Consider the following 14645-nt stretch of genomic DNA (forward strand, 5'->3'; position numbering starts at 1 on the left):
TTTGTTTAGAAATGTTTACCATCCGTTATTTTGTTCGAGGTTGTTATACTTAAGTGTTTCACTGTAAGGAATAGGTCCGTAAAGCATATAGGACTCGTATACACGATTTTCAACATTGATAATGTTATATGCATTATTTTGGATACTGACACCCTTTGCCACCTCCGTCAAATTCTCGCTCCATCTCCGGATATCCCAGAAACGGAAGCCTTCAAAGCATAATTCCAAACGACGTTCGTTCCGGATGAGTTGGCGCATCAAATCTTTGTCGTTTTTGACTTGTTCTAGGTAAGGGTCTCCGTTTGTTGTACCTACACCGGCACGGGTGCGGATCGCTTTGATGATGTCATAAGCGGAAAAGCTATGTGTACCTATGCCCATAGGTCCCCAAGCTTCATTGGCTGCCTCGGCATAGGCAAGGTAAATCTCTGTCATGCGGAGCCGGGGCGTGATGTGATACTGCCCGGATACAGAGGAAGGGTTGAGGTTTACGTCTGTTCTGAGGAGCTTACGTAAATAATATCCGGTACGTGTCGACGTTTCTACCTTGTTGAGCCCATCATTGGTTGGACTGTTCACAGCGGTATTGATGGCTGTATTATTTACACCTAAGGTACCTCCGTTTACAACGATGTAATTTTTGAGACGCGGATCGCGATTATCATAAGGTGCAGTGGCAACATATCCGCTATTGGCGGCATCACTAATAGGGTATCCATTGGCCATGGGAAACGCGTCGACAAGGTTTTGTGTCGGATTCAGGCGACCACGACCAAATAATGTTGGTGGGAAATGGTCTGCCTCTAAGTTTGATGTCACATCACCACGATCCACGCGCCATAGGATTTCGACCGTATTTCGCCCCTCATTCATCGTATTCACACTTGCCGATTGATAAAATAACGCGCCCTGTGGATCTATGCCCGCTACACCTCCTTTTTGTTGAATAACTAGAGCCGCATAGTTGGCTGCGTCAGCCCAGGTGGTTGTGTTGCCACTACTGTAGGCTGGACTGGCGGCTTGTAGGGCAGCCTTAGCCTTTATGGCTTGGGCTATCCGCCGAGTCATCCGTAGCCGAAAATGATCTCCAAAAACCCGGTTGTAATCGCTTACATTAATCCCGATGCTTTGATATTTCGTTGGGATTTGGCTTTCCGACGAAATATCTTCGTAATCTAAGGGCAATAAATCCTCTGCTTTTTGGAGGTCTGCATAGATCTGTTGCATACAATCTTCAAACGTCGCTCTGGGATGATTGAAATCAGACTCCAATGTTTCATGCTCGAGTACAATAGGTACACCCAGCAGTTCGCCGCTGTTGCTTTTCCCGGCGTGTGACTGGAGTAGATGGAACAGAAAGAGGGCACGGAGACCGTAAGCTTCACCTTTCATACGGTCATTAAACATAGCGGTAACCGGCTCTGTTGTTGCCCACTGCACCTTGTCGGTCAACGTTAGAAAGTTGTTAAGGTACTGTATTGCCGACTTACTGTTACGCCATTGATCGAAAGGGTTGTTGATCGCTGTCCACTGTCCGGTGGCAATTTTCAAGTAATCGCTTGCACGATCATTAGTAACAGCGTTGTCGGTGGCTACATCGTTAAAAGACCAACTATTTGTGGGTACACGTGTATACCCATTTAATAATAGACCCTGTGCATATAACGGTCTATCGTAAGCTGTTTCGATATCGAGTATATTTTCAATGGCAGGCGAAAACATATCTTCACACGAGGTGAAACATAATGTAGAAGCGATACTGAATATAAATAATGTTTTTTTCATGTCAATTTATTTAGGAGTCTGCAGATTAGAATAAAGCTTTCACACCAAAATTGAAAAATCGCGTTTGTGGAGCACCACCTATTGTCAGTTGCATGGTTTCCTTTTCTTTGGCAAATGTCATTAGGTTGAAGCCGTTCACATAGGCGCCTAACTCACGAACGATTCCATTTCCTAATGTACTTTTCGGAAAATCATATGAGATCTGAACCTTCGAAAGGTCGAAACGATTCGTTTTATACATCCAGAAGTCTGAACTGCGGAAATTATTATCACTGATAGCGGTCGTTAGGCGCGGGTATGTAGCAGCTTCTTTCGTTTCTTCGGTCCAGCGATCGCGCGCCAAGATAGAATACTTGTCTTCGCCGTCCATCCAAAAGTAAGAGCTATTTTTCATGGCATAAGCACCGTATCTTCCCGTAGCTACAGCAAAAAAGGTCAGATTTTTCCATTTGGCGGTAAGGTTAAAGCCTAGGGAAAATGGTGCTCCTGCCCATCCGCCTCTTCCTAAATATATCTCATCACGGGTGTCAATAGTTCCGTCTCCGTTTTGATCAATATATTTGATGTCGCCGGGCTTAACTTCACCGAATGTGCTTAGTGCTGCATTATCCACATCGGCTTGATCGCTGTAAAATCCTTGACTCTGAAGTCCCCAGATCGCATCGAGCGGTTTGTTGGTGCGGTATTGATAGGCATTTTCGTATAACTCATCGCGCTTTAAGGCTTTGGTATCGTAGTAAAGACCCGTCATACCTAAGGAAAAAAAGCTGTTGTTGTAAGATTTGTTCACATTGACGCCAAAATCGACACCCTGACGCTCGTCTACGTTGAAGTTTACAAACGGCATATCCGAATAGTTCGGCCAGTAGGACATAAAGTACATGGGATATAAAGTGGCAGGCTGCACCAGCATACCATGCATCTGATTATAAAAATAGGAGGCGTTAAAAGTTACGAGGTTGTTGTACATACCGGCTTCTACACCGAAGCTAACTTCCCGGCGTTGGGGGTAACGCATATCCATATTTTCGCCGCGAAAGCGATCGAATGTATGTACTAATTGACCGTCCCGCCAACTATACCATGCCGCATTGTTGAAGGTGTAATAGCCCTGATACAAGTAATAATCTTGAATATCCAGATCCGTATTCACTATTCCTGCTGATGCCATTAACCGAAGGTTATTAAAGATGCTGTGGTCTTTCATGAAGTCCTCCTCGCTAAGTCGCCATGCCATGGAAAGGGTAGGGGAAATGGCTTTGCGTTTTGCCGGTGGCAATTTTGCAGAATGGGGCAGAGCAGCACTGAAATCTATATAATATTTATTGGCGTAATTATACCCCAGATGTAAACCTAGATTCGCATTACTTTGTTTGTGGTATTGTTGCGACTGTCCGATCTGAAAGGCATTTGCCAAGAGTATAGCCGACACGTGATGTCGATCATTATAGGTACGGGAGTAATTCAATTGCCCCGTAAAACCCAAAGTTTGCCGATAGGCACTTCCGCCAATGTTCTGCACCCCTGAAATCCGATCGTCGCCATATTTCGTCAGATTGCTAATTTGATCTCTCCCGTCATAGTTGTTCCAGGCTGCTTGGTAGATCGCATAACTGTTATTATACGATTGGTTGTATTGGTTCTGATAATCAATGGCCATGGCTGTCTCGAATGTTAAACCTTCTAGAACGCTGCTCAGATTGAAGTCCAATCCGGTATTGAACTGAAACTGCCTGTTCAGATGCCGGCTGTTTCCTCCTGCATAAATATTAGCGAATGCATTTGTTTGGTCTAGTTGACTACCTCCTAAGAGATACTTGCCATCAACGAGGAAGTTACTGTTATTAACATAGATCCAGGAGTTTTCGTCACTTTCTTCAATCATATCGATAGGTATAAGAGGTGAAAACCGATGTGGACGACCTGTTGCAGCAGCACCCCAATAGTCCGCGTTTACGCCTTTGGAGGTGTAAAAACTTGCTGCGGCATCTACATTTAAAGATATGATGCTATTTAATTGTACGTTGATATTTCCGCGCATATTAAACCGATTGGAGGCGTTGTTATCCATAGCCTCTCCAATGTTTAATAGGGAGCCGGCAGACCAAAAACCAAAATTGGTATAATACTGTGTGCGTTCGCTCCCCCCCGACACTTCCGCAGTAGCGTCGTAACGGTTGTAGCTGTTTTTGATATAATCAGACGAATAATAGTCGACATTTGGATAGCGATATGGATTGAGCCCTGCCGCATGATGATAAATACTTTCATCCGAATAAAGGTTAGATAGTCCGTCATTGCGACGAGCTTCATTATACAAAGTCATATATTCTGCCGATCCAAGGTACTTCGGATAACTGATAGGCGCATTGATACCAGCATTAGCTCGGATATCTATCCGTTGATCGCCGGATTTTCCGCGTTTGGTGGTAATGTAAATAACCCCCTTGGCCGCCCGGCTTCCATAAAGTGCAATGGCATTGGCACCCTTTAAGACCGAAATTTGTTCAATCTCGGTAGGCATCACGTTGTTCGCATCGCGCGGAAATCCGTCGACAAGAACGAGATGGCCTCCCGATCCCCAAATGTTTCCGTTATAACCTGATATTAAAGCATCAAGATTATCTAAACTATATGTCGTGTAATTTTTTTGAAGCAATTTAGCGAAATCGATCGCTTGCACTTCGCCCATAAGATCCTGTTTCTTGACCTTTCGGAAGGCGACCTGTACAAGCGCACTATCTGCCATTAAACTATCCTGCAATTGCACTAATGCAGCATTCGATGTCATATTGTTGGTATGTGCAAATAAGCGGAATACTGATGAGTCAAGCGTACTCAAACCAACCATACTTACGCACAATGCTATTTTTATTTTTTTATACTTCATTGTCTTCACATTTAAATTGAATTGGATCGATTACCTTGATTACCATCCTGGATTTTGTGAAAATTCAGGATACATATTCACATCATTCACTTTTAGAGGAAGCCAGTAATGTTTGTTGGTGAATTTCCTTTCGAGTAGAACGGTTTCCCGAATATTAAGTACACGGTTTTCTTTCGGATCGGCTGCATTAAAGGTTCCCGCGCGATCAAATTGGATGGCTGTTTTTACTGTATATGGACTTTCTGTCAATAGTAACCATCTTCTCAAATCATTAAAACGGTGGCCTTCATAAGCCAGCTCAACTGCTCTTTCGCGACGTACTTCGCCAAGGAAAACTTCTGCCGAGCCCAAAAATTTGCTGTTTACAGCTTCTACGCCTGCACGGTCTCGAATAGTGTTCACGGCTTCTACTGCATTTTTTGTATAGTTTGGCGCTTTCCCCGTTGCTGTACCGTAGCCCATTGACGATGCCTCGGCATACATAAGGTATACATCTGCTAGGCGCATATAGGGTACATAAATGTGCATATTAGAACCGTAATCGTATGCACGGTCATAGATATTTGTCGTTAAAGGAATAAATTTCCGTAAAACATAGCCCGTTCGACTGCCGTTCTGAATATTGCGGTAAGATCCGTTACTGTATAATTGTGCATAACGACGATCATTTTCATACGTTATTCTATCTTCTTCTTTTGTTATATCAGCTGGAATAGGTATTGTTGCTTTTATGACCGTTAATCCATCAAAAATTATATCATGGTAAAAACGCGGATCACGCCCTTTCCAGGGATATTGAGGGTCATAACCTGATTCCGCATCAGCTAGCGTAATATCTTTGATCGGGAGGCCATTGGCCATGCCATAATAATTAACATAATTAGACGTCGGCAAAAATTTGATGGCATCGCCTTCTGTTATTATGCTTGGCATGTATTGTTTACTCGTTCCGTAATGTGTATTGTTACCCGCATTGTAAGGCCCTCTAAAAATAGCTTCGGTACTGCCGGGAAGTGCCCAGTTTTCGCTAATCGTGTAGAAATTGAGGTGATAGTTTTCGAACTCTACTAATTTGTGTGGCGCCTGCCCGCTCTCGGTCAATGTCAATAACTCGCCAAATGCCTCTGCTGCTTTTTTACAGTAGTCGGTATGGTACGTACGACTGCCTGTAACCGAAAAATTCATGAGGGGACTACCTGCCCAAAGGTAGTTTTTACCTAAGTAGCCTAAGGCCATAATTTTATTGATCCGCAGGGCATTTTTACCTAAGGTGCGTTTGCCCGGGTTAGTGTCGTCCCAATTAATGGGTAAAAGATTGGCCGCTTCGCGGAAATCTGCAGCAGCGAGGTCAGCACATTCGTGGTAACTTAGGCGGGGGAGGGTGAGCTTTTCATCACTAGGTAGTACGTAATTGATATAGGGCATCCCACCGAAGTATTCCATTAGCCTATGGTGAAACCAACCACGAAAGAAAAGCAACTGCCCTTTGATCAGATCACGTTCTTCTTGCGTAGCTTCGTTCATTTTGTCCATATTTGCGAGTCCGATGCTGATTTTCCGTAAGCCAAACCAAGCGGCATTCCAAAGGTCCTTATTGATATTACGGTCGTCAGGAAAAAATGGCGTTGCAAAGTCGCCCTGTTCCATCCAGCCAGAACCCCAGCCATCGTGTTGCGCCTGCCAACCCCAAAAATTACCGTTATCAATCTTGTGTATAAAATGATAGTCCGACGCGGTAGATGTAATCTCATCCTCGCCCCAGTTCCAAGAATTGGTCCAATAAAGATTACTGAAGTTGACAATACAGTGGTATAGCTCTTCAGTATACCCTTGGAAGTTATTGAAGTTTTTAAATGCTTCCTCCTCGGATATGATCGACTGTTCTTCCTTGTCTAGGTATTTCTCACAGGATATCATGGTTGAGGAACTTAGCATACCGCAGGACAGTAGGATCTTAATATATTTTGAATATTGTTTCATAACAGTTTCAGTTAGAATGTAATGTTTGCGCCTAGATTAAAACGTTTCACCGTAGGATAGGCACCTTGCGAAGCCCATCCAGTACCCGCATAATTTGACTCCCGATCGTCTGGCATTTTTGACCAGAACAGGAGATTGTGCCCATTGAGGAATACCCGGATATGCTGAAAGCCCATGCGGCGGATGAAGTTGCTTTCCGACGTAAGGTTATACGCAATTTCTGCAGTCTTTAGACGGATATATGAGCCATCGTACATAAAGCGATCGGCTGCAGTATAACTGGCCATCGAGAGCCAGCGTGGTAATGGTACGTCGGCGTCGATTTGATCTTTAGACCAGTAGGATCCTTCGTAATAGGCTAAATTTCTTTGTCTATCAAAGCTTCCCAAAACAACCTGTCGCGTCACATTATTGACGCCATACCACTGCGTCATAATGCTGAAGTTTTTCCAGTCAAAACCGACCGTCAGATTATAAGTATTTTGAGGTGTAGAGGGGTAGGCGTAGGGTATATTATCCTTAGTGTCGATTATACCATCGCCATTGTAATCCACAATGTGGTAGTTGCCAGGTAACTTATTGCCATCGTTGGTATCATGTATGGTACTCGAATACAACTCGTCCCAGGTATTGTAATAGCCTGCGCTGACGTTAGTATAAGTCTGGCTGATTTGTTTATCATTAAGTCTTTGATAATCAGGTAGAAGCAATGGACTATCTCCTTCGATGACTTTATCTTTGGCATGGGTGAAATTAAAATCACCCCATACGCGCCAGTTTTGGTTGATGGCCTTGTTAACTTTGAATTCTACCTCATATCCTTTGTTCTCTACAATACCCAAGTTGGCTACAGGTGCGTTTACACCAAAATAATCGGGTACCGCACGGCTGTTGCCGGGAATCAGGACATCGGTACGCTTATCGTGGAATACATTGACTTGTCCAGAAACTAAGCCATTAAGAAATCCAAAATCAACACCAAAGTTTGTCTTTCGTACTTTTTCCCAGCGTACATTAGGATTTCCAAGTTCGTTTTCTTTATACCAGGTGTAGGTACTGCGTTCCGGCGCTTCGCCAATGACGCCCATATGCGATTGTCCGCCATAGGCCCATTGCGTCAGGTAGAGATAACGTCCGTTCACATTATCATCTCCAATGTCTCCATACGAAGCACGAAGCTTTAGCATATCCAGAAAGGAGAGATCCTGCATGAAGTTTTCTTCAGAAATTAACCAGCCTATACCACCTGAATTGAAAAATCCAAATCGGTATTCCCGTGCAAATTTTTCCGACCCGGTATAGGCGCCACTGTAGTCAAGCATATATTTGCCTTTGTAGTTGTAGGTGGTGCGGAATACCCAATCTTCGCGGAAAAAGGGTTGCATACTTCCTGTCGCGTATTGGTTTCGATTGAATAAGCCCATAGCGGTAACATTATGGTCTTCTGCAATACGTGTCGCATAGTCAAGCTGCAGCTGATAAAACAGACGCCTATACGTTTGGCTATTATCTACCAAACCCGATTGTTGAGCCCAATTGATCCCCTGCACGAAATCGAAACGGCTCCCGTCTATATTTTGACCGTAAATAGCCAGTCCTGTCGCGGGATCGATCCATTTGGTTTGCACACCATTGTTTAAATCATTGACTCCTCGTTCGGATTCAACAAAGGCATTATCCAATGACATGCTCCCTCGGGCGACTAAGCCCTTAACAAACATGCCCAAATCTTGCTCTAAAATGAAATCCGTTGTGATACGATTGGAGGTTGTTAATTCTATACCAGATGTCGCTAGTGCTTGTGCTGAATTAATACCAACCTGTGAATCTGGTTGGTAAAAACCCCACGTGCCATCAGAGTACCTCGGGTAGATCACATCTGGTGGAACAGTGTACGCGGCGATCCAATATGCGTAATTATTACCTCCTCCCCAAGGGCTTTTGCGTGTGCCGTGCGATCCCGCTAAATTAGCGGAAAATTTTGTGGTAGGCGTGAGTTGGAAATCCAGGTTGGAACGCATATTTAGACGATTGAATCCATAGCCGGCTTCATAACCGCGGTTGTTGTCGTTTTGGCGGAACATATCACCTTCGTACAGGTAATCTGCACTGGCAAAATATTTTACGAATTTAGTACCTCCTGCAATATTGACGTTGCTGTTTTGTGAGAAAGCATGACCTTTGAAAAGTTCTTCGGCCCAATTGGTGTTGACGTAGCGCTCGGCTTCTGCCTGATTGGCCGGATAGCGGTACTTGTCAATAATATATTGTGGTTGATAAGCGGCCCAACTGTTTGGCGATAGTGCCAATTCGTTTTCGATCACCCGGTTACGGAGCATCATGGCATCATAAGAATCCATTTTACCAGGTAACTGCGATACCGTTTTTACGATATTGTTCACAGTACCGCGTACAGAAGCTTTCCCTTCTCTTCCTCTTTTTGTCGTAATCAGTATAACGCCATTTGCGCCTCGTACCCCGTAGACAGCAGTAGCGGATGCATCTTTTAAGACAGAGACAGTCTCTATCGAACTGATATCGACACTACTCATCGGGCGCTCCACGCCGTCGACCATGATCAAGGGATCGGTATTGTTCCAGGTACTCCGTCCACGGATTACGATACGTGGATCTTCTTCGCCAGGCATACCGGTACTGGCGCTCGTTATAACACCAGGTACATTACCGGTTAAGGCCGCACCTACACTGGCGACTCCACCTGCTCGTTCCAACACTTTTCCCGTAGTCTGAGAGATGGCGCCCACTACGGTTTCCTTCTTTTGTGTGCCGTATCCCACGACTATGGTTTCTTCTAATTCGATGTTATTATTGTTTAAGATGATCCGAAGCTGGCTTTGATCCCGGATATCTATTTCAATTCGTTCATGACCCAACTTAGTGATGACAAGCACTTGTCCGCTTGTCGGAATCCGTAAGGAGAATGCCCCGTCGGCATTAGTGGACGTGGCTACGTTGGTACCTTTTACTGTTATTGAAACATTTTCGATCGGCGCGCCTTGTTGGTCGACGACCAATCCGGTCAATTGTCGGTAGCCTTGCGCCATTGCGGACGTTGCACCGAAGGTTGATAATAAGAAAAATGGGAGTACAAGCATATGGCTGGCTAAGCCCCAAAGTTTCTTCCAGTGTCTCAAAAGAGAACATGTAGGTGTTATCATCATAGTTTATCTAAATTGATTATTGGTAAATTCGTTCTATACTGGTTTATAACTGTACTGCGTTTGGTGCGATTGTCACGTAGTATGCAAGCGATTGCATACTACGTGACAATCAACTTTTTAAATGTAATGCTTTACGTTTGTTTTTTATTCATAATGATTTATTGGTTAACGTTTGTTATTGTTAGTCCACATCTTCACTAAGCCACAGTTAAGAAGGTAGTGTCGATGACGACTTAGTTTATAATGATACGAAAGTATATATATCTTTTTCGTTACGATGCAACGAATGTCTAAATGATGGGTAAGAATGTCAAGGTATGCGTTTAATGCGTTTCAGTGTAGTTTTTGAGCATTTAGATAGCGGAAAATAGAGGGCATAGCAACCTCTATCCTAAATATAAATGTCTTTTTGACAGGAATAATGTTTTGATGTAAAAATTCTAGTCTGTTTACTACAATTTTTAATACCTTAGTAAAAGATATATAAACCCCGCTAACCAGCCGGACAATTTTCGATACCGTATGAACAAGATAGTTGTTTTTTTTTTCCTTTTATTTTATGTTGTTACCATTGCCAGTGCGCAAGAGCACCCCACAGCATTCCAAAGCTATTATTCAAAAGACGGGTTGTCGTCTAATACGATCTTTGCTATGTGCCGGGATAGCTTTGGATTCCTTTGGTTAGGAACAGAAGATGGACTGAATAGATTTGATGGCGCTAATTACAAGGTATATCGACATGATCCCGATGTGGAAGGTACGCTTAAAGTAAACCACGTTACCGCCCTGTGTGAGGATCATCAAGGACGTTTATGGATTGGTACGAACGGTGGCGGACTAAGCTATTACGATCGGACGACAGATAAAATAGTTCATTATGACAGAGCACCTGACGGTCGTTGGTTGAGCACCGCCATTACGTCTATTTTCGTGGATAGGAATGGATACCTATGGGTCTCATCATATGGAGCGCTATTTATAATAAACGGAAAAGATAAAGACAGCCAGATCAATGTATCATACGACAACGTAATAAATAGGGTTCAAGGAAGAGTCTCTCACCGCGTCTTTGAAGATAGCCAACAACGGATGTGGATTGCGGTAGATAACATGGTGCATGTATTTAACGCGGAACTTAGTGAAGCGGGATCATATCCTATTTCTACTTTGGCTACTGGTGGGGGTAGCGACAACCTGATTACGGGGATAATTGAAGATGTCGCTAATAGAATTTGGGTAGGCTCCTTAGATGGTTTGTACGTGTTAGAAAATGGGGGGGGACAATTTAAACGCTTTCAGTCGTCAGGAAACCTGGCCGGAGATCGCATTTATGCATTAGCAAACGACCGTAAAGGCGGATTATGGATCGGTACGGATAGTGGATTGGACATTATGGATGTATCCAGTTTTTCTGTAAAAACCTTCAAACCTGATGGTAGGAACCCGAATAGCATTAGTCATCAATCCATCCGCTCCATGCTCGTAGATACACACGGTATATACTGGGTGGGTACTTTTCAGGGGGGATTAAATAAATATGATACAAATTTAAGCCAATTTAACTTGAAGGATATACGCACGGCCGACGGGTATGGTTTAAATACGCGGATGATTACCTCCTTCTTAGCGGATAAAAATAATATATTGGTGGGTACGGATGGCGGAGGTGTACACTTCTATGACCGGGCTAAGGATGAACTACGGCTGTTGGACCTAACCGCGAGTAGGGATCACTTAGGGCACGATCTGACCATATTAGCACTGGAACAGAAAAATGACGAACAATTTTGGATCGGGACCTATAAAGAAGGCTTGTTCTATTACAATCGGGTAACCCGTAAAAGCGTGCGTTATGGAGTAGGGAACGGCAACGATCAACTCAACAACAGTGACATCTTCTGTTTAAAGCAGGATTTTCAAGGTGATCTGTGGATAGGTACGAATGGGGGTGGTATTAACGTGCTTCGCGCAACAGACGGTACAATAAGGAAATATACCCGTCAGACCACTGTGGGAGGTGGAGGACCGGAACCGAGCAGTAATTTTATACGTGCCTTTGAAGAGGACCGTCAACGGGATATGTGGATCGGAACATATGGATCCGGAGTTTGCGTTTTTAGACGTGCAACAAATACGTTTTCATTTTACAACAAGGATAGTCATAACCTGCCGAGCAACTATGTATTGTCGGTTAAGGAGGACAAAAAGGGCAACATATGGGTGGGAACAAACGGTAGCGGTGTTGGTCTGCTGCGAAAAAATGCTGAGAAATTCACTATTATTTCGGAACGGGATGGACTGATCAATGGTGTTGTGCAAAGTATTGTAGAAGATGCCGCGGGTAATATTTGGTTCAGCACGAATAAGGGGTTGAGTTGTTACGATCCGGATGATAAAGTATTTAAAAGCTATTCGCATCTAGCCGGATTGCAGTCGGGACCCTTTATGCGTGGCGCGGGTGCCTTTTTGCCAGACGGTGAACTGTTTTTTGGGGGGCAGAACGGATTTAACCATTTTTATCCGGCAAAGTTGAAGATTAATAAAAATCCGGCTAAGGTCGTACTAACGGATCTCAAAATAGATAATAAAGTTATTTTACCCAGTGAAAATGGCCCGATAAGTGCATCTTTACTCGTTGCAGAGCAGATTAACCTGAAATACAAACAAAATTTTTCTATTTCTTTTGAGATCTTGAATTTCACCGTACCTGAAGAAAATCAGTACGAGTATATGCTTGAGGGCTTTGATAGGGATTGGATCCAAGGGGGAAAGGAGCATAGTGCTTATTATACGAATTTGGATCCGGGAAATTATACGTTTCATGTCCGGGCGAGTAATAACGATGGTATGTGGAATGAGGAGATTAAATCCATTGCAATATATGTGGCACCTCCATTTTGGCGCACGATATACGCATACATTTTTTATATCATTGCTGCTTTGGGTGGACTATTCTATATACGACACAGAGGGATACGTAAGCTGGAAGCAAAATTCGCACAGGAACAGGAAAAAATCCGGGTGGAGCAACTGATCGAGCAGGAGCGCAAAGAAGCCGAACAGTTGCATCAATTGGACACGATGAAGATAAAATTTTTGACCAACCTAAGCCATGAGTTCCGTACGCCTATATCACTGATCGTAGGGCCGATTGACAACTTACTACGTCAGATGAAAGATGTAAAAGCGTCCGAGCAGCTCAGCTTGGTAAAACGAAATGCAAGACGACTCCTCAATTTGGTTAATCAATTGCTCGACTTCCGAAAAATGGAAGAACAGGAACTACGATTGCAGGAAAGTGATACTGAACTAATTTCGTTTGTGGAAGAAATCAGTAACTCATTTTGCGATTTGGCCCAACAGAAGAATATAGATTATTCCTTCTCAGCTACAACGGATAGGGTATACGCTGCATTTGATCAGAATAAGATTGAGCGTGTGCTCTTTAATATCTTGTCGAATGCCTTCAAATTTACACCTAAAGGAGGAAATATTTCGGTGCATGTCGAAATAGCGAACTTCTCTTTCGATGGTGAAAAAATGGAAGTGCGGGTGGCAATCAAAGATTCAGGAATAGGCATTCCGAAAGAGGCGCAGTTGCATATTTTTGAGAGTTTTTTTCAACATGATACGGCCGGAGCCGTGATTAACCAAGGTACTGGAATTGGCCTTTCTATAGCCCAGACCTTTGTACAGATGTATGGTGGAGATATTATAGTAGAAAGCGAACCGGGAACGGGCAGTTGTTTTTCCTTCAATCTGTGGATGAAGCGCAGTGAAGCTGTGTTAAGCGATTCTTTGGCAGTGGTATCGTCTGAGGACGAACAGCTGGAAGGTATTACGGAAAGCCTACGCGTAGATCCGGGAGATGTACGCCGCCAACCGTCCATCTTGATCGTAGAAGATGATGATGATTTTCGCTTTTATATGAAGGATAGCCTTGAATCTTCTTATCAGGTGTTTGAAGCTTCTAATGGAAAAGAGGGCTGGCAGAAGGCACTTTTTCATCATCCTGATATCATCCTTTGCGACGTGCAAATGCCTATTATGAACGGTATGGAACTTGCACAGAAGCTCACGCAAGATCGACGGACGAAACATATTCCCGTCGTGTTATTAACAGCTGCGCAGGTCAAAAACGGACTGATCTGCGGTTTGGAAGCCGGAGCAATCGATTACATCACCAAGCCATTTGATATAACCGTATTGCATGCCAAAGTGAATAGTCTGCTGGTTTTAAATCAGGCATTTAGAGACGTCTATACCAAGCAGGTTTCTGTTGTGGCTCCCGAGATAGAGGTTGTTTCGGAAAAGGAACTATTTCTTCAGAAGATTCTGGCTTATATTTATGAAAACATGAACAATCCACAGCTCTCAGTAGAGAACTTAAGCGCCTACCTGTCTATAAGCCGGGCCTCACTCTACAACAGGTTACTCGATTATACTGGTATGTCTCCAGTCGATTTTATTCGCTCGGCTAAGTTGGAACGTGCAGTAGTGTTGTTGGAAAAAAGCGATAAAACCATCGCGGAAGTTGCTTATGAAACGGGCTTTGCCAACCCAAACTATTTTACCAAGGTATTCAAAGCGAAGTATCAGCGGACACCCTCTGAATACGTGCAGGCGTTCAAGAATTAATCGATATGTTTGAAAAACAAATACTGGGGCTTTTGTCGTATATGATGAACTGAAGATGCAAAGACCGTGTTTTAAACATTTGTTCTAGTTTTTTCATTATTCTTACCCTTCCTTCCAGACTTGTTTTTATAGTTTTGGTTGTGCCAAATGGACACGACCAAATAAACTAT

The 14645-nt window shown here is 43.5% G+C and carries 5 protein-coding genes; 1 reads left to right on the forward strand and 4 read right to left on the reverse strand.

The features are described from left to right. Nucleotides 1-15: 15 nt before the first annotated feature. From C4F40_RS03945 to C4F40_RS03960, 4 genes are read right to left on the reverse strand one after another with little or no spacing between them, the layout of a single operon-like run. Nucleotides 16-1785, reverse strand: a complete 1770-nt coding sequence (locus tag C4F40_RS03945) for a RagB/SusD family nutrient uptake outer membrane protein (protein ID WP_196938062.1) — start codon at nt 1783-1785, stop codon at nt 16-18. A gap of 25 nt (nt 1786-1810) precedes the next feature. Continuing rightward, the gene (locus C4F40_RS03950; RefSeq protein ID WP_196938063.1) at nt 1811-4675 is read right to left on the reverse strand and encodes a SusC/RagA family TonB-linked outer membrane protein; all 2865 of its coding nucleotides are present in this window, start codon (nt 4673-4675) and stop codon (nt 1811-1813) included. Between the two features lie 39 nt (nt 4676-4714). Then, entirely contained in the window at nt 4715-6655 is a 1941-nt protein-coding gene (locus C4F40_RS03955) for a RagB/SusD family nutrient uptake outer membrane protein (RefSeq protein ID WP_196938064.1), read from the reverse strand. 11 nt (nt 6656-6666) lie between these two features. Beyond that, entirely contained in the window at nt 6667-9837 is a 3171-nt protein-coding gene (locus C4F40_RS03960; protein WP_231389910.1) for a SusC/RagA family TonB-linked outer membrane protein, read from the reverse strand. Between the two features lie 522 nt (nt 9838-10359). Between C4F40_RS03960 and C4F40_RS03965 the strand changes: the two genes are divergently transcribed. After that, entirely contained in the window at nt 10360-14475 is a 4116-nt protein-coding gene (locus tag C4F40_RS03965; protein ID WP_196938065.1) for a hybrid sensor histidine kinase/response regulator transcription factor, read from the forward strand. The last annotated feature ends 170 nt before the right edge of the window (nt 14476-14645 follow it).

Origin of the sequence: Sphingobacterium pedocola, from assembly GCF_015209965.1 — a bacterium.
Taxonomy (GTDB): domain Bacteria; phylum Bacteroidota; class Bacteroidia; order Sphingobacteriales; family Sphingobacteriaceae; genus Sphingobacterium; species Sphingobacterium pedocola.